Here is a 19,590-nt window from a genome sequence, read left to right as displayed (position 1 = left end):
GAGTCTGCAACGTCTACGCTCGGGATTGTGACGGCTCCTCCCCGACTTCGTGTCGGCGTTATTGGCACAGGCCGAGCTGGATCTGTTATTGCCGCGGCACTCCAGCGCGCTGGGCATCCCGTCATTGCAGCCTCGGCCGTCTCGGATCTTTCACGCTTGCGTGCTGAAGCGCTGTTGCCGACAACTCCGATTGTTGACTTGGCCGAGGTGGCTGCAACGACTGATCTTGTACTCGTCGCTGTGCCAGATGACTCTCTGATCGGGCTAGTGCAAGGTCTTGCCAATGCCGGTGTTGTCAGGCCTGGCCAGTTCTGGATGCACTTGAGCGGTCGTTACGGCATCGAAGCCCTTGATGCGGTGGTGAAGGAAGGTGCGCTGCCACTGGCAATTCACCCGGTGATGTCGTTCACCGGCACCAGCATCGATCTTTCGCGGCTTGCTGACTGTCCCTTTGGGGTGACAGCTCCGGATGCCTTGCGCAGCGCGGCGGAAGCCCTCGTGATCGAAATGGGAGGCGAGCCAGTCTGGGTGCCTGAAGGCAGTCGTCCGCTGTATCACGCAGCCCTTGCCTTCGGATCGAACTTTCTGATCACCCTTGTGGCGCAGAGCGTTGAACTTCTGCAGCGAGCCGGCATTGAGCAGCCCCAACGCGTGCTCGCTCCGCTGCTTGGAGCAAGCCTGGATAACGCCCTTCGGCTCGGCGATCAGGCATTGACCGGACCTGTCGCACGCGGAGATGCACGCTCTGTGGCAGCGCATATTGAAGTCATCGGCAATGAATCAAGCACTGCTGAAGCCGCCTATCGCGCGCTCGCTCGGGTGACTGCGGACCGCGCCGTTGAAGCAGGCTTGCTGTCGGCCAGCCTGGCGGGTCCGCTCCTTGAGGTGCTCAACTCCCACGGCGATCCGTCATGACCGCACGTCTGGTTTCCACGCACGCAGAACTCGTAGCCGAACGTGGTCAACTGACTCCGGTCGCCGTGGTGATGACGATGGGTGCCTTGCATGAGGGTCACGCGGAGTTGATTCATTGTGCGCGTCAGGAGGTGGGTCGTTCGGGCTGCGTGATCGTGACCGACTTCGTCAATCCAACTCAGTTCGGCGAGGCTGAGGATTTCGAGCGCTACCCCCGCACTCTTGACCATGACCTCGAACTCGCAAATGTTGCTGGCGCTGATCTGCTGTATGCCCCTGCAGTTGAGGAGTTGTACGGATCAGCGAATCTGCAGGAACTCGGGGCACAGGTCATGGTCATTCCCGGTGAGCTTGGTTCGATTCTTGAAGGCAGTTCCCGTCCTGGACATTTCCAGGGGATGCTTACGGTGGTCGCGAAATTTCTGAATTTGACTGACCCGGACTTCGCGCTGTTTGGACAGAAGGACTACCAACAGCTCGCACTGATCAAAGCGATGGTGAAGTCCCTGTGCTTCTCGATCAATGTCGTTGGAGTTCCGACCGTGCGCGAAGAAGATGGCCTGGCTTTGAGCAGCCGCAATCGATTCTTGACCAAGCATGAGCGGGGAGAAGCGGTAGCGCTTCCGCGGGCCATTGCGGTGGCGGCAGAAGTGGCGGCTCAAGACGGTGCGCTGGCAGGCGAGCGTGCAGGTCGGGCAGTCCTCGTCGATCACCCCGATATCCACTTGGACTACCTCGTCATCACCAATCCTGAACTTGGTGATCCTGTGATTGGCGAGGGACGGGTGCTGATTGCGGCCAAGCTCGGCTCTGTTCGGCTGATTGACAACATGCCTTGCTTCATTGGCGGCAGCGGGTGAACCTGCTTCCGATCCAACTCACCGCCGCGCCTCCGGGTTGGACTGTGCGAGCCGACGTCATCGTGGTGGGCTCAGGTGTCGCGGGACTAGCGACGGCACTGCATGCGCGCAGAGTTGGGCTCTCGGTGCTCCTGGTGACCAAGGCGACTGTCAACGAAGGTTCGACGCAGTGGGCGCAAGGCGGCATCGCAGCCGCATTGGCCGAAGACGATTCGCCTGCGGAGCATCTCGAGGACACCTTGGTGGCCGGCGTCGGGCTCTGCGATGAAGAAGCAGTGCGAGTGCTAGTGACCGAAGGCCCAGCGGCAGTGCGCGGACTCATGCGTTTGGGCGCTCGGTTTGATACTGAGCCGGGCGGTGGCATCGCTCTTTCGCGCGAGGGCGGACACCACCGCGATCGCATTGCGCATGCTGGCGGTGACGCGACAGGGGCTGAAATCTCACGTGCTCTGGTGCAGGCCGTTGCTCGTGACCCTGGCATTGAGCTTGTTGAGAATGCGCTTGCTCTTGATCTGATCACCGATGCAAGCGGCGCTACTCAGGGCATCACCTTGCACGTGATGGGTCAAGGGCAGCGTGATGGGGTCGGAGCCGCCCTTGCTCCGCGGGTCGTGCTTGCCACTGGTGGATTTGGCCAAGTCTTTCGACAGACCACGAATCCATACGTCTCCACTGGCGACGGCGTTGCGCTAGCGCTGCGGGCTGGTGCTGACGTCGCCGATGTCGAGTTCGTGCAGTTCCACCCGACGGTGATGTGGCTTGGACCTTTCGCACAGGGCCAACAACCACTCGTTTCTGAAGCGGTGCGGGGTGAGGGCGCATTTCTCATTGATTCGACCGGCACTCGGTTCATGGCCAACGAGCATGAGATGGCAGATCTGGCACCGCGTGATGTGGTGGCCAAGGCGATCATGCGTCGCATTCGCGAATCGGGCACTGAGCACGTGTGGCTTGATGGCCGCGCTCTCGGTGCAGATACCTGGGTGCGTCGCTTTCCCACGATCCTGGAATCGTGCAGATCGCGCGGTATCGATCCCGTCACTGATCTCATTCCCGTCGGGCCTGCGCAGCATTACGTGTCCGGCGGCGTGCGCACCGATCTTCATGGCCGCACTTCCATTCCCGGGCTGTATGCCTGCGGCGAAGTTGCCTGCACAGGTGTTCATGGCGCCAACCGGCTGGCATCCAATTCCCTGCTCGAGGGCCTTGTCTTCGCTGCCCGTATCGGTGTGCGAATGGCTGTGCACCCGGGAATCGTGCGTGATCCGATCGTGCCAGGGCACGGTGGCCAGCGTCTGCTCGCGCATCAGGCTCGGCGTCGGGTTCAGCAGACCATGGACACCCACGTGGGAGTCCTGCGAAGTGAGCATTCACTGGAGATGGCAAACAAGGAACTCTCTGACTTGGCTTCCTCGGAGGAAGGCCGGCCCAGTACTGAGGATTGGGAGACGACGAACATTCACACCCTCGCCTCAGTGGTCACTCGACATGCAGCGTTGCGTACGGAAACTCGCGGATCACATTGGCGCGAGGATTTCCCGGTGCTCGACGACGAGCACTGGCGGCATCGTTTGGTCAGCAATCTCGACAGCGATGGAACACTGCGCACGCGCTCGGTTTCGCGATCGGGTGCTTCCTACAAAGACGAAGGGTGAGCATGACTGCATCCGATCTCCTCGGCCCAACGATCGCGCAAATGCTGATGGCTTCCCGCCTTGATCCAGAGGCGGTCTGCCAGCTCATTCGACTGGCCATTGATGAGGATCTCGATGGTGGCGTAGATGTCACCAGCGTTGCCACTGTGCCCGTGGATCAGATGTCAGTTCTTGATTTTGTGGCTCGCAAGCCGGGTGTGATTGCCGGAGTTCCCGTGGCTGCTGCTGTATTCATGATAGTGTGCGCTGATTCGGACGTGGCCATTGATTTTGCAAGCCAGGATGGCGACGAAGTTGCCGCGGGCGAACTCGTGCTCTCGGTTCGCTCAACCACCCACGCACTCCTGCAAGCCGAGCGACCAGCGCTGAACTTCCTGAGTCACTTGAGTGGCATCGCGACACTGACGCACGAGTGGGCGGCTGCGATTCGAGGCACTGGTGCTGCGATCCGCGATACGCGCAAGACCACTCCAGGATTCCGCGCACTTGAGAAGTACGCGGTGCGTTGTGGTGGGGGAGTCAACCATCGGATGTCGCTCTCCGACGCAGCGCTGGTCAAGGACAACCATGTACTGGCAGCCGGTGGCGTGGCTGAGGCCTTCGCGTTGGTGCGCAGCAGCTTCCCGGGAGTCCCGGTAGAGGTCGAGGTCGATTCCCTCGAGCAGCTGCGCGAAGTCGTCTCGGCAGGTGCCGATCTTGTGCTGCTCGACAATTTCACCATCGATCAGACGCGCGATGCCGTTGCGTTCGTCGACGGTCGGGCACGGCTTGAAGCCTCTGGTGGGCTGACTCTCGACGTGGCACATGCTGTGGCAGCCACCGGAGTCGACTACCTTGCTGTCGGTGCGCTGACCCACTCAGCGCCAGTGCTCGATATCGGCGCGGATCTCAGACAGGCGGACTGATGCTCCTCACAATTGACGTAGGCAATACGAACACGGTCATTGGCATGTTCGACGGTCAGGATCTGACCGCGTCGTGGCGTATCAAGACCGATGCCCGTGACACCGCCGATGAGATCGCGCTCACCTTCAGAGGCCTGCTCGATGGTCATTCGCCCATCACCGGCATCGCCCTATGCAGCACCGTGCCGTCAGTACTTCGTGAGATGCGCCTGATGCTTGTGCGCTACTTCAACAATGTCGAGACTGTCATCGTCGAGCCAGGTATCAAGACCGGGGTGCCGGTGCTCACGGACAACCCCAAAGAGGTCGGCACTGATCGCATTGTCAACACCGTTGCAGCCTTCGCGCTCTACGGCGGACCGAGCATCGTCGTTGACTTTGGGACGTCGACCAATATTGACGTCATCTCAGACAAGGGTGAATTCCTTGGTGGTTCGTTTGCGCCTGGCATCGAGATCTCCCTTGATGCATTGGCGCAGCGTGCCGCAGCCTTGCGCAAGGTTGAGCTGGTGAGACCGCGTGCAGCAATCGGCAAGAACACTGTCGAAGCCTTGCAGTCTGGTGCGCTCTACGGATTCGCCGGTCAGGTTGACGGCATCGTGGATCGCATAAGCGAGGAGTTGGATGAAGTCAGCGCCGTGATTGCCACCGGTGGTCTTGCCACGCTCGTCATCGATGAATCGCGCACCATCACTCACCACGAGCCTGACCTGACTCTTATTGGGCTACGACTGGTGTTCGAGCGCAACTCAGTGCGCTAGTTCTTGACTCGCACGTACGAGTCCGACAACGACGCTCAGTCCATGAGCCGTCCCTCGTGTCCGCGGCAGCACGAGAGTGCGCATCCCCAATCCGGTGCCACCCACATCGTCATGCCCACTGTCACCGACCATCAATGACTCGGCTGCCGTACTACCAAGTGCGTCGAGCACTGCAGCAAAACTCGCGAGTTCCGGCTTGACGACACCAATCTCACACGAGAGCACTACGGCGTCGGCGTACGACGAGAGACCTTCGCGATCAAGAACGGTATGCAATGCGAGTGCTGCGTTGGAGAGCATTCCGATTCGAACCCCGAGCTCCTTGAGTGCGGCCAGGGTCGGGGCTGCATCTGTGTAGGCATGCCAGGTGTCCAAGATGACCTCGTACAGTGCGCTGCCGAGTTGATCGTCAATGCGTGGGCCTTGGATAAGCAGCTCGTGAAAGACCCGCTTATGCGCCTGGGCTGACAGATCGCGTTCGCTTGTTGGATCCAGCACTCTCGCGTTCTCCCAGACCCGATCAAGAAATTTGGCCAACTCGGCGTATGCAGTAGCCGTGAGAATCAGGCCCGACTTCGTCAGTGCAATGTCCAGCCATTCACGGGAGTCGCCTTGGTCGATCAGGGTGGAGTGGACGTCGAAGATCACGGTGGTGATCGGCTGGACGGGATTGAACGGCGCCTGCGCGGCGGCTTCGACGAGCATGCTTGCAGCGTAGGCCTTGCCACTAGCCTTGCTTGTCGTGACCACAGACCACGATGAGGAGCAAGAGCTCCCCGAGCAGATGCGCATTCGTCTGGACAAGCGAGCCCGCCTTGCCGAACAGGGTCGTGATCCATACCCGGTGTCCCTGCCGATTACGCATGCGATCGCTGCAGTTCGTGCAGAGTTCCCCGAACTGCCCATCGATACTCAGACATCCGTGATTGTCGGCGTTGCTGGGCGCGTGATGTTCGTCCGCAACACAGGCAAACTTTGCTTCGCCACCTTGCGGGCAGGGGACGGCAGTGAGATTCAGGCGATGCTGTCCTTGGCCAATGTCGGTGAAGACTCTCTTGAACAATGGAAGGCTCTGGTCGACCTCGGCGATCACGTGTTTGTGGAGGGTGAGGTCATCACTTCCAAGCGGGGTGAGCTCTCTGTTCTGGCAAGTTCGTGGGCAATGGCAGCTAAATCTCTTCGGCCGCTGCCTGTAGCGCACAAGCCGATGAACGACGACAGCCGCATCCGTCAGCGCTATCTCGATCTGATCATGCGTCCTGAGGCGCGGCAGATGGCCCAGACGCGAGTCGCCGTGGTCGGCCAGATTCGCCGAAGCATGGAGGGCCGAGGTTTCCTTGAGATCGAAACCCCGATGCTGCAGACCATGCATGGTGGCGCGACTGCCCGGCCGTTCGTCACCAATTCCAATGCCTTTGACATGCAGTTATTCCTGCGCATTGCGCCAGAGCTCTTCTTGAAGCGAGCTGTCGTTGGTGGGCTAGAGCGAGTGTTCGAGATCAACAGGAACTTCCGAAATGAGGGAGCTGACTCAACCCACTCGCCTGAGTTCGCGATGTTGGAGTTCTATCAGGCCTACACGGATTACATCGGCATGGCGCACACCACTCGTGAGCTGATTCAGGAAGCTGTGTTTGCAGTGTTCGGCTCGCATGTCGCAACACACCTGGACGGCACTGAGCTCGATCTCTCGGGGCAGTGGCCGATGGTTTCCCTGTATGGCGCGCTCTCGGCTGCGGTGGGCGAGGAGATCATCCCGCAAACTTCCAGGACGCGACTTCTTGAACTTGCAAAGTCCGTTGAGCTCGAAGTTGGATCGACTTGGGTCAACGGCAAGATTGTTGAAGAGCTGTTCGAGTATCACGTCATCTCGAGCTTTGGGGGCCGTCCCACATTCGTGATCGACTTTCCGGTCGATACCTCGCCACTGACTCGCGACCACCGCACTGATCTGGGCAAGGTTGAGAAGTGGGATCTCTACATCAACGGATATGAGCAGGCCACTGGATACTCAGAGTTGGTTGATCCCGTCATCCAACGAGAGCGCCTAGTGGAGCAGGCTGCACTGGGTGCTCGCGGGGATGTGGAAGCGATGAAGCTTGACGAGGATTTTCTTCGTGCTCTCGAACATGGCATGCCACCGTCTGGTGGTGTTGGTGTTGGCATCGACCGACTCCTGATGACTCTCACAGGTCTGGGGATTCGTGAGACCATCCTGTTTCCACTCGTCAAGCCTGAACGGGCCTGACTTACAGGAGGAATCCCGTGCTCGTACGTCCAGCTCATCCGCGAGATGTCCCCGCCATCCGCGAGATGGTCGAGTACTACGCCTCGCGCGGGATCTTGCTGGCCAAGGCCACGGTCACGCTGTATGAGCAGGTGCAGGAGTTCTTTGTTGCCGAGGATGGCGACGAAGTCATCGGTTGCGGCGCTCTGCACGTGATGTGGGAGGACCTCGCCGAGGTGCGCACTGTCGCGGTTCGGCCAACGACCACTCGCTCGGGAGTCGGGTCTGCCATCCTGCAAGCCTTGATCGCACGGGCTCAGGAGCTGGACATCACTCGCATTTTTTGTCTTACCTTCGAGACTCGCTTCTTTGGCAGTCACGGCTTCAAAGAGATCCAGGGCGCACCAGTTGACCCCACGGTCTACCAACAATTGCTGCAGTCCTATGACGAAGGCGTCGCTGAAATGCTTGGGCTCGAACGCGTCAAGCCCAACACTCTTGGCAATCATCGAATGCTGCTGGAACTGTGAAGCGCCTCGCTTCGACTTTGTTGGGACTTCTGCTCCTCTCGCTGGTGCCCTTGCCTGCACACGCGGTCGACGGAGCCCTTGCTGGAGCTGTGATCGCCTTGGATCCGGGGCATCAACTCGGCAATAGCAATCCAAAGTTCAGTTCGCAGATGAAGCAGAAGCGCTTCAATGGCACGATCGTGAAGTCGTGCAACACCTCTGGCACGGCCACCAATGCGGGATTGCCAGAAGCCACGTTCAACTGGCGAGTGAGTCAACAACTGAAGAAGATGCTGGAAGCGCAAGGTGCGCGAGTAGACCTGACGCGCACGACCAACTCGCGAAATTCTTGGGGTCCTTGCGTGTGGGATCGCGGAGGTTTCAGCGAGAAGGTCGGTGCCAAGGTCTTTGTGAGCATCCACGGTGATGGAGCTCCCGCCAAGGGCCGCGGCTTCCATGTCATTGCCCCAGGACGCGTCAAGGGATGGACCGATGACATTGCGGCCGGAAGTCGAACTCTGGCTCGCAACATGATTGCTGGGATGCAAGAGGCAGGAGCTATGCCAACAACGTATCTCGCAAGCCCGTTGTCCGTTCGAAGCGATCAGACCACGCTGAACTTCAATGGTGTTCCTGCTGTGATCGTGGAACTTGGCAACATGCGCAATGCGCGCGACGCTGCGCTGATGTCTTCGGCGGCCGGGGTGGCGCAGTACGCCAAGCAGTTGGCTTCAGGTATCAGCCGGTATTGCGCAGTCCAGTCGCGATGCCGTTGATCGTGACCGAGAGGCGTGTATCAGCGCCGGATCCGGATCGACTCCACCTGCTCGATCCTCGCGAACCGGCTCATCTGCGTTTGTTCTGCAACTCCACGGGAGCGCTCCACCTGCTCGGCGATATTGGCCAAGTCGAAGAAGATGGAGAAGGCCCGGGCCAGCCGGGTAGCGGTGGGCAGATCGAACGATTCGAGCAGAGTCCGAGCCTCAGCGGCGTCGCGCCTGACCGCATGTCGGACTTCCTCGACCAAATCCAGGAGCTTTTGGCCCTCTTGTCGGGCCTCCGTCTGGCCCAGCAACTGTCCGAGTTCGCGGACATGTGCCCGAAGCCTGGCGTCCGAGTTGTCCTGGGGGCCGCCCTCTGGCACGCCCTCCATCCTCGTGCATGCGTGTTTCAGGCGAATTACATCGGGCCTGTTCGCGGCTGGCGTACACGCGAAAGGGAAGGTTCTGGTCCTGGTCGTGGTTCCCTTATCTACAGCGTCCGGCGACACACTGCTGAAATCGAAAGCAGATTAAGGTTTGGGTAGTACGGAAGCAGTGAAGCAATGAGGCTGTACGCGCAAGTTGTAGCAGTAGACGAAGAGGGGTGTGTCCGATGTTTGAGCGGTTTACCGACCGGGCCCGACGAGTAGTGGTGCTTGCGCAAGAGGAAGCGCGCATGCTCAACCACAACTACATCGGAACTGAGCACATTCTTCTGGGTTTGATCCACGAAGGTGAAGGCGTCGCGGCCAAGGCTCTTGAGAGTCTGGGCATCTCGCTGGAAGCTGTGCGCAGTCAGGTCGAAGAAATCATCGGCCAGGGACAACAGGCACCAAGTGGGCATATCCCTTTCACCCCACGCGCCAAGAAGGTTCTTGAGCTGTCTCTGCGCGAGGCGCTGCAGCTTGGGCACAACTACATCGGAACTGAGCACATCCTGCTTGGCCTCATCCGCGAGGGTGAAGGCGTCGCCGCACAGGTGCTCGTCAAGCTTGGCGCCGATCTCAATCGTGTGCGCCAGCAGGTCATCCAATTGCTCAGTGGCTACCAGGGCAAGGAGCCAGCCAGTGGGGCTGGTCCCGCAGAAGGAACCGCGTCCACGTCGTTGGTGCTCGATCAATTCGGGCGCAATCTCACCGTGGCTGCCCGCGAGGGCAAGCTTGATCCCGTCATCGGGCGCGAGAAGGAGATCGAGCGTGTGATGCAGGTGCTGTCACGTCGCACGAAGAACAACCCAGTGCTTATTGGTGAGCCCGGCGTTGGCAAGACTGCCATCGTTGAAGGCTTGGCTCAGAACATCGTCAAGGGCGAGGTCCCAGAGACCCTGAAGGACAAGCAGCTGTACACCCTTGACCTTGGCGCACTGGTTGCGGGCAGCCGCTATCGCGGTGATTTCGAGGAGCGCTTGAAGAAGGTGCTCAAGGAGATCCGTACTCGCGGCGACATCATCCTTTTCATCGACGAGATGCACACTCTTGTCGGTGCAGGCGCGGCTGAAGGCGCGATCGACGCGGCGAGCATCTTGAAGCCGATGCTCGCTCGCGGTGAGCTCCAGACAATCGGTGCAACCACCCTGGATGAATACCGCAAGCACATTGAGAAGGACGCCGCACTCGAGCGTCGCTTCGCTCCTATCCAGGTCGATGCTCCTGATGTGGTGCATACAGTCGAGATTCTCAAGGGTCTGCGCGATCGCTACGAGTCACATCACCGAGTCTCGATCACCGATGGTGCACTCGAAGCAGCGGCTCGCCTCTCAGATCGCTACATCTCTGATCGCCAGCTGCCTGACAAGGCAATTGACCTCATCGATGAGGCTGGTTCGCGGCTGCGCATTCGCCGCATGACTGCGCCACCAGATCTTCGTGAGTTCGACGATCGCATTGCGGTCGTGCGTCGTGAGAAGGAATCGGCAATCGACGCGCAGGATTTCGAGAAGGCTGCTGCGCTTCGCGATGACGAGAAGAACTTGATCGCTGACAAGTCACAGCGTGAGAAGGAATGGAAGGCAGGCGATCTCGATGTCGTCGCCGAAGTCGATGAGCGGTTGATCGGCGAGGTTCTTGCGCTCATGACGGGTATTCCGGTTACTGATCTGACTGAAGACGATCTGGCTCGACTGCTGCGCATGGAAGAGGAACTGCACAGGCGGGTCATCGGCCAAAGCCAAGCCGTCAAGGCGCTGTCGAAGTCGATTCGTCGTACGCGTGCGGGTCTGAAGGATCCCAAGCGTCCCTCGGGTTCATTCATCTTCGCTGGCCCCTCTGGCGTCGGCAAGACCGAACTGAGCAAGGCCCTGGCTGAGTTCTTATTCGGCAATGAAGATGCCTTGATCGCACTGGACATGAGCGAGTACGCCGAGCGCCACACTGCTTCGCGGCTGTTTGGCTCCCCTCCCGGCTATGTCGGATACGAGGAGGGCGGGCAGCTCACTGAAAAGGTGCGCCGCAAGCCGTTCTCAGTGGTGCTGTTCGACGAGATCGAAAAGGCCCACCCGGACATCTTCAACTCGCTGCTGCAGGTGCTCGAAGAAGGACGACTCACTGACGCTCAAGGTCGGGCAGTGGACTTCAAGAATACGGTGATCATCATGACCACCAACCTCGGTAGTCGCGATGTTTCGCAGGGGGTTCTGCTGGGCTTTGCTCCAGAGAACGATGGCGAGACTGGCTATGAGCGCATGAAGGCCAAGGTCCAGCAGGAGCTCAAGCAGCACTTCCGTCCTGAGTTCCTCAATCGCATCGACGATGTCATCGTCTTCCACCAGCTCACCGAACTTGAGATCGTCGAGATTGTCGACCTCATGATCGCCAGCCTGGAGAAGCGTCTTGCCGACAAGGACATCGACATCGAGTTGACTACCGCTGCAAAGGCACTGGTCGCTGAGCGGGGCTATGACTCCCAGCTCGGCGCTCGACCGCTGCGTCGTGCGATTCAGCGCGATATTGAGGATCCGCTGAGCGAGAAGATGCTCTTCGGTGATCTCAAGCCCGGCAACATCGTCGTGGTGGATGTCGAGGGCGAAGGCGATGAGCGGGAGCTGACCTTCACGGCCACGCCTCGGGCGATCCTGCCTGATATGCCGCCGGTCGAGACTGCCGGTTAATTCGTTGGTAGCGCGTACCCCATGGGGGTGCGCGCTATCAAGCCGTCTGCAACAAGGCTCTCCAGCGCACGTTCGCGCTGCTGAACATCAGCCCAGGCTTCTTCAATCGCGCTGATCTCTCCTCCACCGCTCACTGCCCTCAGCAGAGTTCCGCGCGCCTGCCGGTCGCTTCCTTCGAAGTGTGGCTGCCTGCGGGCCTGGGGTCCGTTCTGAGGCTGCCCAGCTGCAAGCCACAGGCAGGAGCCCTGCAGCGGGCACTCCTGGCACTTCGGCGCTCGCGCGGTGCAGACGACTGCTCCCAGCTCCATGACAGCTGCTGACCAGCGCGCGCCCGTTGTTTCGGTAACCAGGCCCGCGGCCAGGGCCCGTTCAGCATTCGTCAGATGTGCAGGCATTGCGGCTTGACCACCCCAGGCTCTGGCGATCACCCTTCGAATATTCGTGTCGAGCACGACCGTCGGCTGTCCGTAGGCAAAGGCCGCTACCGCGGCGGCGGTGTAGTGCCCAACTCCGGGAAGCATGAGCAGCGCTGATTCCTCGCATGGAACTTCGCCCTGCCAGTTGTCGACGATGGCCTGCGCCGCTGAGTGCAAACGCAGAGCGCGACGCGGATATCCAAGGCCCTGCCAGGCAAGCAGGACATCAGCAATGGGCGCCGCCGCCAGCTCTGCTGGTGTTGGCCACTCGCGCATCCACTGTTCCCATTTGGGAATCACCCGATCCACCTGTGTCTGCTGCAGCATGAATTCGCTGACCAAGATTCCCCAGGGCGTCACTTGGGACTCTCGCCACGGAAGTGCGCGTGCATGCTCGCCAAACCAGGTGATCACCGCGGTGACTTCCGTCGATGATCGCGCCACGAGTGGATCGTCGCATGACTCGCAGGGCCTGCCACTACCGTGTCCATCGTGAGCGGAGTGATGACACCAAGGGGTCCAGAGCCACCATCGGTGTACTGGTGGCGCCGAGTTGCCTTGGTGCTCGTCGTGCTCACTGTGCTCGCCGGACTGTGGTGGCTGGTCGCCGGACGCTCAAGTTCGGGAGTTGCTGCTCCACCAAGTGCTACCAGTTCGCCCAGCGGTGCACCGGCTGCGAGCGCTACGCCTGATGCAAGTACGACGCCCGTTTCGGCGCCTGATCCAAAGAACCTGTGCCCGGACACCAGCATTGGGGTCTCGGCAACAACTGATTCGTCGACTTATCCCGTTGGAGCCAGCCCACGTTTGACTCTGACCATTCAGAACATCGGCAGCTTCGCCTGCACCCGCGATATCGGGCCGAAGGCGAACTCGCTGTCCATAACCTCAGGCGGGTATCCGGTGTGGTCCAGCGATGCCTGCAACGCAAGCAATACGAGCAAGCTATCGGTGCTGGAAGCGGGGGAGAAGGTTGCCTCAAGCATCACTTGGGATAGTCGACTCTCGACCAAGGGCTGCAATAAGCAGGGAGCAATTGCCAAAGCCGGCTCCTACGACCTGACTGGCAGCAACGACCTCGTGCAGAGCGACAAGACACCATTCGCGCTGACGTCGAAGAACTAGCGGGTCCGACCAGTTTGCAAGGCGGCAATGGCCTTGGCAAGGGTTGGTACTTCGACTAGTTCAAGTTCGCCATCGCGTACCCGAGTCTTGGTGCCTACCGGAACGAGCAATCGACGAAATCCAAGCCGTGCTGCCTCGCTCACACGCTCTGTCATGTGCGGCACCGGGCGGACGTCGCCAGACAAGGTGACCTCCCCGATCGCCGCAAGATCGAGGGCGATTGCTGACTCATGGGTGGCCGAGACCACAGCGAGGCAGACCGCGAGATCGCTGCCGGGATCAGACAATCGCATTCCGCCGATGGTGGCCAGAAAGACATCCTTGTCGAACAGGCGCAGACTCGCGCTTCGCTCGGCAACGGCAATGAGCATCGCCATGCGCGAGTTATCGAGCCCAGATACTCCGCGACGCGGATTTGGGTTGGTGGTGGCGGCCACGAGGGCTTGCACCTCGGCTGCGAGGGCACGGTTGCCTTCCACAGTCACGGTGATGCACGTGCCGGGTACTGGAGTATCGCGATGCCCGCGGAAGAGCATGCTCGGATCAAGGACCTCTTGCATACCGGTATCTGTTTGCTCGAAGGCGGCGACTTCCAAGGAGCCATAGCGGTTCTTCACGGACCGCAGCAGCCGCAGCGATGTGTGGGGGTCTCCCTCCAGCGACAGGGTCGCGTCAACGATGTGCTCCAGAGCTCGCGGGCCGGCCACATTGGAATCCTTGGTGACTTGGCCGATCAGGATGATTGGCACATTGCGAGTCTTGGCGATGCGAGTGAGGGCTTGAGCGACCTCCATCACCTGGGTTACGCCACCAGCGCGACCCTCGATGTCCGAAGAGGCCATGGTCTGCACAGAATCGACGATGACGAGTGCAAGTTCGGGGTAGTGCGCGTCGATGTGGCCGATGGCCGATGACAACTCGGTGTCGTCAGCCAGCAACAGGTGTTCGCTGGTAGCACCGATGCGCTGCGCGCGAATGGCGATCTGCTCGACGGACTCTTCGCCAGATATATAGAGCACAGGGCGGCCCAGGCGTTTGGCCAATGAGTCAGCAACCGCGAGCACAAGAGTGCTCTTGCCAGAGCCGGGTGCACCGCTCAGCAGGCACATCTGCCCGGCAACGAGACCACCACCGAGAACTCGATCGAATTCAGAGATTCCGGTGGTGAGTCGGGGGATAGGCCCGGAACTGGCGATGGCAGATATCGGGCGAGCTGGCCGCACAGGCGTTGTGCCCGTGAGAGCGCTCTTCATGCCCGGGCTTGAGGCGGCTGGCGCGTCGAGATCCATCGTTGCGAATGCCCCACATCGCGGGCACCGACCAGCCCAACGGACCGTCGTTGCATCGCATGCCGTGCATCGGTAGGTGGTGGTGGCTCGTGCCATGGCCGAGACGGTAGCGCTTGGGGCTGACGCGCTAGTGCTTGTCGGCCGGATGGGGCGCGATGCTGAGGCCGGTGGTGGCCCGCATCTGCTCGAGCTTGCTGCACGCATCGGCGACCAGAACGTATCCCTTGGGTCCGATGAGCGCGATCAATTCATCCTTGGCCGAGATGTAGACCGGATCTGACGCGATATGTGCTTCGGAGTTGCTGCTGCAATACCAGTCCAGATCATGTCCACCTGGTCCCCAGGAGCCACGGTCGTATTCACTGATGACGACAACGGTCTTCTCAGTTTCATCAGGGTGTTCAACGGTTTCGTATGCACGACGCATCGGTACCTGCCAGCACACCTCGGGCTTGGTCTCAGTGAAGGAGATGCCTTCATTTTGCGCCAGATGGTGCAGCGCGCAACCGTAGCCGCCCTCAAAATCGGAATCATTGTGGAAGATGCAGGCTCTGCCTGCCTTCTTGCCGACCACTCGGGTCTTCCAAACTCCGTCTTCCTTGACCAGCCAGCCATCCTTGGTGCCGGTCTTGTGATGCTGCCAGCTGCTCGCATCGAGTTTCTCAACCCACTTCTCAGTGCGCTTGCGATCGTCCTTGTCGGAGAAATGCGCGCCCAGTGTGCAGCAGCCTGCTTCAGGTGAGGACTTGTAGATACCAGGGCAACCGCGGCCAAAAATGCAGGTCCACTTGGACGTCAGCCAAGTGAGGTCGGCGCGAATACGTTGATTCTCATTGGCGGGATCGGCGCATTCGAACCACTGTCGTGGGAACTCCAAGAGCACCTCAGCCATAGGAGTGAGCCTAAGGCTAAGTCTCATCCGGATTCGCCACCGGCGGATGCACGGTTGCACGGTTGCGCGCATATTTAGATACCGTGAGCACGTGCGCATGGGAGTTCTCGACATCGGTTCCAACACCGTTCATCTGCTGCTCGTGGATGCGCACTACGGCGCAGCACCTATCCCGGCTTCCAAACTCAAGATCCCGCTCAGACTCGCAGAGCATCTGACTGCAGAGGGCCATGTCGCTGATTCAACGATGGATGCACTCGTTGAATTCATCCGAAAATCGCAAGCTCTGTCTGAGGATCTTGGGGTTAGTGAGTTGATGGCATTTGCCACGAGTGCCATACGCGAAGCTGGGAACGGCGAAGCCGTGTTGCAGCGGCTGCGCACCGAAACCGGACTCGAAGTAGAAGTGCTCTCAGGCGAAGATGAGGCCCGAATGACCTTTCTTGCCGTACGCCGCTGGTTTGGCTGGTCTGCCGGGCGCCTCTTGGTGATGGACATCGGCGGTGGTTCTCTCGAGCTTGCCTCAGGTGTCGATGAGGAGCCCGACGTTGCAGTCTCGCTCCCGTTGGGAGCAGGGCGCCTCACCCGCAGCTATCTCTCGCAGGATCCGCCGAGCGCGGAAGAACTTCGCGCCCTTCGCAAGCATGTGCGGGCATCAATTGCCAGCGTCGTTGGTCGGATGCGGCGTGAGGGAGAGCCACGCATCGGCGTTGCTTCTTCCAAGACCTTCAAGCAACTGGCACGCATCGCCGGTGCTCCTTCATCCAGCGAGGGTCTCTACGTTCGACGCACCCTGACCCTGGAAGACGTGCAGACCCTGGTTCGGGATCTTGCGAAATTGCCGACCATTGAACGAGCCAAGATCCCTGGTGTCTCTGAGGGTCGCGCTGAACAATTGCTCGCCGGCGCCGTGGTGGCCGAAGCGGCGATGGAATTACTGAGCGTCGATGCGCTTGCCATTTGTCCGTGGGCACTTCGCGAAGGTGTGATCCTGCATCGAATGGATGGCCTGCCCGCATGATTGGTGTGCAGTCGGGGCTGACCTCGCAGGAGGTGGCAGCCCGGGTAGGTGCGGGACAGATAAACCTGGCTCCCTCGGCCACGAGTCGAAGCCTCACCGACATCATTCGGGCCAACACCCTCACCTGGTTCAACCTCGTCATCGGATCAATGTGGGCCGTGATGCTGCTTGTTGCACCTTTTCAAGACTCGCTGTTCGGCTTTGCAATCGTGGCCAACACCGCCATCGGCATCGTGCAGGAATATCGCGCCGCGCGAGCCCTTGAGAAACTGTCGGTCCTCGGCGCTGCCCGTCCCGTGGTTCGACGCGATGGGCAAGACCTCTCGGTCGCCTCCAGTGAGGTCGTTCTTGACGACATCCTCGTCCTTTCGCCTGGAGACCAACTCGTCGTCGACGGCGTGGTGCTGGAATCTGCGGGCCTGGAGATTGACGAGAGCTTGCTCACTGGCGAGGCGGATCCAGTGGACAAGAAAAGCGATGACGAAGCGATGTCAGGCTCCTTCGTCGTTGCCGGCGGTGGGCTCATGCGTGCAACTCGCGTTGGGCGCGATTCGTTCGCCGGCGGCTTGACCGAACAGGCCAAACAATTCCACCTGACGAACTCTGAACTTCGCGATGCAATCAGCGGCTTCATCAGGGTCGTGTCGTTACTGCTGCTTCCGATAGGTGCACTGCTGCTCTACTCGCAACGGGTTCGCGCAGATGCAAGTTGGGACGATGCCATTCGCGGCACGATCGCTGGAATGGTCACGATGGTCCCTGAAGGTCTGGTGCTGCTGACCAGCATCGCCATGGCCGTTTCTGTTGTGCGGCTTGCGCAGAAGAAAGTGCTGGTGCAGGACATGCCGGCGGTCGAAGTGCTGGCCCGAGTCGACACCATCTGTGTAGACAAGACCGGCACGCTGACCGAGCCAGGGATGCATGTGCGCGACCTGGTCGTGCTGCAGGGAACTCAACATGACGCAGGATCTGCGCTGGGCGCTCTCGCTGCTGTTGAGTCCTCGCCCAACCCGACCCTCGCTGCTGTCGCGGCTTCATATCCGGATCCAGGCTGGCCTGTGTCTTCGATGGTGCCCTTCTCCAGTGCCCGCAAGTGGTCCTCGGGCAGTTTCGCTGAAAACGGCACCTGGATTATTGGCGCCCCCGAAATGGTGCTTGACCCAACAGATTCGGCTCTGGCCCGCGCGCAGGAATTGGCCGCGGATGGCTCACGGGTCTTGGTGCTCGCGCGCACAGGAGCAGGCAGCCTGAGTCCGGAAACACAACTGCAAGGCCTTCAGGCCGAAGCACTCGTGCTCATCGATCAACAGTTGCGTGCTGATGCGGCAGAGACTGTCGCCTACTTCATTGCGCAGGGCGTGCAGATCAAGGTGATCTCAGGTGACAACGCCGTCACTGTTGGTGCGATCGCGGCACTGGCTGGTGTTCCCGGCGCAGATGCACCGGTTGACGCTCGCTCTCTACCCGCCGATCTTGCAGAGTTGAGCAAAGCTGTCGCCGATGCTTCGGTCTTCGGCCGAGTCACGCCAACGCAGAAGCAGGCGATGGTTGACGCGCTTCACCTGACTGGCTCGACAGTGGCCATGACCGGTGACGGAGTCAACGACGTGCTCGCGCTGAAGTCAGCTGATCTTGGTATTTCGATGGGCTCAGGCTCGGCGGCCACTCGAGCCGTTGCTCAACTGGTGCTTCTCGACAACAAGTGGTCGGTTATGCCAAGTGTGGTGACCGAAGGCCGTCGCGTGCTCGGCAATATCGAGCGAGTCTCCGATGTCTTCCTGACGAAATCCTTCTACGCAGTCATCATCTCTGTAGCCACTGGACTCTTCGCAGTTGAGTTCCCGTTCCTGCCTCGTCATCTGACACTGATTGGCGCACTCACCATCGGCATCCCTGGCTTCTTCCTCGCCCTGATGCCGAACACGGAGCGATTCCGGCCTGGCTTCTTCAAGCGAGTACTGCTCTTCACTGCGCCAGCCGGTGCGATCTGCGCCATTGCTGCCTTCACGAGTTATGGAGTGGCATTGCATCTCGGTGAGAGCGTCGGCAACTCGCAGGCAGCTGCCACGGTCACGCTGTTCATCGTTGCTATTGCAGTTCTTGTTCAGAGCGCGCGCCCGCTGAACCTCATTCGACTGCTGATCGTGCTCGCGATGATTCTCGCCTTCCTCGCCGTGCTTTTCATTCCGTTCCTGTCCAAATTCTTCGCACTCTCACTTTCGCCAGAGCGGTATTCGGTCGTCGCTTTGGGAGTTGGGGCGATCGGTGCTGTTGCGGTCGCGATCGCAACGCGCATCACGGATCGTTGGCGTCGGGCTCCGCGATGAGTTCCCTCGTCGGGCTTTCAACCTCGTCAGTCTTTCCCGAGGGAACGGCTGCGGCTTTCAAGATGGCTGCCGACCTTGGCTATGACGGTGTTGAGGTCATGGTCGGCACTGATGCCACGAGCCAGGATTCCTACGGCCTGCTCGATCTTGTTCAGACTCATCAGGTCCCCGTCCTATCCATCCATTCGCCTTGTCTGCTGGTCACGCAGCGCGTCTGGGGGACTGAGCCGTGGGGAAAGCTGCGCCGGGCGCAATCTGTGGCCGAGCAGCTTGGCGCACGCACGGTCGTCGTGCATCCACCCTTCCGCTGGCAGCGCGGTTACGCGCAGGGCTTTGTCGATGGTCTGGATCGAATGAAGAACGAGACGGAGATCCAGTTCGCTGTCGAGAACATGTTTCCGTGGCGGGCCTTGTCGCAGGAGATCACGGCATATGCGCCGGGCTGGGACGTGCGCGATGAGGACTACGCGCATGCCACCGTTGATCTTTCGCATACGGCGGTGTCAAAGACGGATGCGATGGGACTTGTTCGTGAACTCGGCTCACGAGTTGCGCATATGCATTTGGCCGACGGAACAGGTTCGGCTCGCGATGAGCATCTGATTCCCGGACGCGGTACGCAACCGGTTGCTGAGGTGCTCTCGCATCTGGCATCGACCGGATTCACCGGGAATCTCATCGTCGAGGTCAACACTCGTGCGGCTGCCAATGACGACGAACGTGCCAGCGATCTCGGCGAGGCCTTGGCCTTCGCCCGTGAGCACAGCACGCCCATGGCAGGCTAGGTCAGGCAGCCGGATTCGATTGCGGTGCTGGAGATG

General features: G+C 60.2%; 18 protein-coding genes. 13 read left to right on the top strand and 5 right to left on the bottom strand.

Translation table 11 applies throughout. The features are described 5' to 3' along the window. Nucleotides 1-24: 24 nt before the first annotated feature. From Q7L55_11190 to Q7L55_11170, 5 genes are read left to right on the top strand one after another with little or no spacing between them, the layout of a single operon-like run. On the top strand, nucleotides 25-915 hold the full coding sequence (locus Q7L55_11190) for a DUF2520 domain-containing protein (GenBank protein ID MDO8733112.1): 891 nt from the start codon (nucleotides 25-27) through the stop codon (nucleotides 913-915). Then, entirely contained in the window at nucleotides 912-1,775 is an 864-nt protein-coding gene (panC, locus tag Q7L55_11185) for a pantoate--beta-alanine ligase (GenBank protein MDO8733111.1), read from the top strand. Before Q7L55_11190 ends, panC begins: the two co-directional genes overlap by 4 nt. Nucleotides 1,776-1,777: 2 nt before the next feature. Further along, nucleotides 1,778-3,430, top strand: a complete 1,653-nt coding sequence (locus Q7L55_11180) for an L-aspartate oxidase (protein MDO8733110.1) — start codon at nucleotides 1,778-1,780, stop codon at nucleotides 3,428-3,430. A 2-nt stretch (nucleotides 3,431-3,432) separates the two neighbouring features. After that, nucleotides 3,433-4,335 carry a carboxylating nicotinate-nucleotide diphosphorylase gene (nadC, locus tag Q7L55_11175; GenBank protein MDO8733109.1) on the top strand — a complete coding sequence of 301 codons (903 nt, stop codon included), beginning with the start codon at nucleotides 3,433-3,435 and terminating at the stop codon, nucleotides 4,333-4,335. Next, a complete protein-coding gene (locus Q7L55_11170; protein MDO8733108.1) occupies nucleotides 4,335-5,096 on the top strand; it encodes a type III pantothenate kinase in 762 nt (253 codons plus the stop codon). Before nadC ends, Q7L55_11170 begins: the two co-directional genes overlap by 1 nt. Here the strand turns inward: Q7L55_11170 and Q7L55_11165 are convergent. Beyond that, nucleotides 5,085-5,801, bottom strand: a complete 717-nt coding sequence (locus Q7L55_11165) for an HAD family hydrolase (protein MDO8733107.1) — start codon at nucleotides 5,799-5,801, stop codon at nucleotides 5,085-5,087. The two genes, Q7L55_11170 and Q7L55_11165, sit on opposite strands and share 12 nt — an antisense overlap. 79 nt (nucleotides 5,802-5,880) lie before the next feature. On the opposite strand from Q7L55_11165, the gene lysS reads away from it, so the two are divergent. From lysS to Q7L55_11150, 3 genes are all read left to right on the top strand, one after another. Beyond that, nucleotides 5,881-7,344, top strand: a complete 1,464-nt coding sequence (gene lysS, locus Q7L55_11160) for a lysine--tRNA ligase (protein ID MDO8733106.1) — start codon at nucleotides 5,881-5,883, stop codon at nucleotides 7,342-7,344. 65 nt (nucleotides 7,345-7,409) lie between these two features. Next, nucleotides 7,410-7,853 carry an amino-acid N-acetyltransferase gene (locus tag Q7L55_11155; protein MDO8733105.1) on the top strand — a complete coding sequence of 148 codons (444 nt, stop codon included), beginning with the start codon at nucleotides 7,410-7,412 and terminating at the stop codon, nucleotides 7,851-7,853. Beyond that, complete coding sequence (locus tag Q7L55_11150) at nucleotides 7,850-8,608, top strand: N-acetylmuramoyl-L-alanine amidase (GenBank protein ID MDO8733104.1); 759 nt, start codon at nucleotides 7,850-7,852, stop codon at nucleotides 8,606-8,608. The genes Q7L55_11155 and Q7L55_11150 overlap by 4 nt, the downstream gene beginning before the upstream one ends. Nucleotides 8,609-8,628: 20 nt before the next feature. Here the strand turns inward: Q7L55_11150 and Q7L55_11145 are convergent, their stop codons facing one another. After that, nucleotides 8,629-8,985: a phosphoenolpyruvate carboxylase gene (locus Q7L55_11145; GenBank protein ID MDO8733103.1), complete on the bottom strand. Its 357-nt coding sequence runs from the start codon at nucleotides 8,983-8,985 to the stop codon at nucleotides 8,629-8,631. Nucleotides 8,986-9,206: 221 nt separating this feature from the next. On the opposite strand from Q7L55_11145, the gene Q7L55_11140 reads away from it, so the two are divergent. After that, nucleotides 9,207-11,699 carry an ATP-dependent Clp protease ATP-binding subunit gene (locus Q7L55_11140; protein MDO8733102.1) on the top strand — a complete coding sequence of 831 codons (2,493 nt, stop codon included), beginning with the start codon at nucleotides 9,207-9,209 and terminating at the stop codon, nucleotides 11,697-11,699. On the opposite strand, the gene Q7L55_11135 is transcribed toward Q7L55_11140, so the two are convergent. Further along, nucleotides 11,696-12,559: an A/G-specific adenine glycosylase gene (locus tag Q7L55_11135; GenBank protein ID MDO8733101.1), complete on the bottom strand. Its 864-nt coding sequence runs from the start codon at nucleotides 12,557-12,559 to the stop codon at nucleotides 11,696-11,698. The two genes, Q7L55_11140 and Q7L55_11135, sit on opposite strands and share 4 nt — an antisense overlap. 48 nt (nucleotides 12,560-12,607) lie before the next feature. Here Q7L55_11135 and Q7L55_11130 point away from each other — a divergent pair, with 48 nt between their 5' ends. Then, nucleotides 12,608-13,240: a hypothetical protein gene (locus tag Q7L55_11130; protein MDO8733100.1), complete on the top strand. Its 633-nt coding sequence runs from the start codon at nucleotides 12,608-12,610 to the stop codon at nucleotides 13,238-13,240. Here Q7L55_11130 and radA read toward each other — a convergent pair. Next, a complete protein-coding gene (gene radA, locus Q7L55_11125; protein MDO8733099.1) occupies nucleotides 13,237-14,625 on the bottom strand; it encodes a DNA repair protein RadA in 1,389 nt (462 codons plus the stop codon). The genes Q7L55_11130 and radA overlap by 4 nt on opposite strands. 31 nt (nucleotides 14,626-14,656) lie before the next feature. Then, entirely contained in the window at nucleotides 14,657-15,421 is a 765-nt protein-coding gene (locus tag Q7L55_11120) for a hypothetical protein (GenBank protein MDO8733098.1), read from the bottom strand. 91 nt (nucleotides 15,422-15,512) lie between these two features. Between Q7L55_11120 and Q7L55_11115 the strand changes: the two genes are divergently transcribed. From Q7L55_11115 to Q7L55_11105, 3 genes are read left to right on the top strand one after another with little or no spacing between them, the layout of a single operon-like run. Continuing rightward, the gene (locus Q7L55_11115) at nucleotides 15,513-16,442 is read left to right on the top strand and encodes a Ppx/GppA phosphatase family protein (GenBank protein MDO8733097.1); all 930 of its coding nucleotides are present in this window, start codon (nucleotides 15,513-15,515) and stop codon (nucleotides 16,440-16,442) included. Continuing rightward, the gene (locus Q7L55_11110; protein MDO8733096.1) at nucleotides 16,439-18,769 is read left to right on the top strand and encodes an HAD-IC family P-type ATPase; all 2,331 of its coding nucleotides are present in this window, start codon (nucleotides 16,439-16,441) and stop codon (nucleotides 18,767-18,769) included. Before Q7L55_11115 ends, Q7L55_11110 begins: the two co-directional genes overlap by 4 nt. After that, nucleotides 18,766-19,554 carry a sugar phosphate isomerase/epimerase gene (locus tag Q7L55_11105; protein MDO8733095.1) on the top strand — a complete coding sequence of 263 codons (789 nt, stop codon included), beginning with the start codon at nucleotides 18,766-18,768 and terminating at the stop codon, nucleotides 19,552-19,554. Before Q7L55_11110 ends, Q7L55_11105 begins: the two co-directional genes overlap by 4 nt. Nucleotides 19,555-19,590 lie beyond the last annotated feature (36 nt).

It is taken from the genome of Actinomycetota bacterium, from assembly GCA_030650795.1.
Lineage (GTDB): Bacteria > Actinomycetota > Actinomycetes > S36-B12 > S36-B12 > UBA11398.
The sequence above is the reverse complement of the archived record's forward strand: the minus strand, read 5'-3'. Positions and strand labels throughout refer to the sequence as shown.

Coding starts and splice junctions, on each gene's coding strand:
- panC (MDO8733111.1), top strand. CDS start 912: ATGACCGCACGTCTGGTTTCCACGCACGCAGAACTCGTAGCCGAACGT.
- nadC (MDO8733109.1), top strand. CDS start 3,433: ATGACTGCATCCGATCTCCTCGGCCCAACGATCGCGCAAATGCTGATG.
- Q7L55_11170 (MDO8733108.1), top strand. CDS start 4,335: ATGCTCCTCACAATTGACGTAGGCAATACGAACACGGTCATTGGCATG.
- Q7L55_11165 (MDO8733107.1), bottom strand. CDS start 5,801: ATGCTCGTCGAAGCCGCCGCGCAGGCGCCGTTCAATCCCGTCCAGCCG.
- lysS (MDO8733106.1), top strand. CDS start 5,881: ATGCGCATTCGTCTGGACAAGCGAGCCCGCCTTGCCGAACAGGGTCGT.
- Q7L55_11155 (MDO8733105.1), top strand. CDS start 7,410: ATGGTCGAGTACTACGCCTCGCGCGGGATCTTGCTGGCCAAGGCCACG.
- Q7L55_11145 (MDO8733103.1), bottom strand. CDS start 8,985: ATGGAGGGCGTGCCAGAGGGCGGCCCCCAGGACAACTCGGACGCCAGG.
- Q7L55_11140 (MDO8733102.1), top strand. CDS start 9,207: ATGTTTGAGCGGTTTACCGACCGGGCCCGACGAGTAGTGGTGCTTGCG.
- radA (MDO8733099.1), bottom strand. CDS start 14,625: ATGGCACGAGCCACCACCACCTACCGATGCACGGCATGCGATGCAACG.
- Q7L55_11120 (MDO8733098.1), bottom strand. CDS start 15,421: ATGGCTGAGGTGCTCTTGGAGTTCCCACGACAGTGGTTCGAATGCGCC.
- Q7L55_11110 (MDO8733096.1), top strand. CDS start 16,439: ATGATTGGTGTGCAGTCGGGGCTGACCTCGCAGGAGGTGGCAGCCCGG.
- Q7L55_11105 (MDO8733095.1), top strand. CDS start 18,766: ATGAGTTCCCTCGTCGGGCTTTCAACCTCGTCAGTCTTTCCCGAGGGA.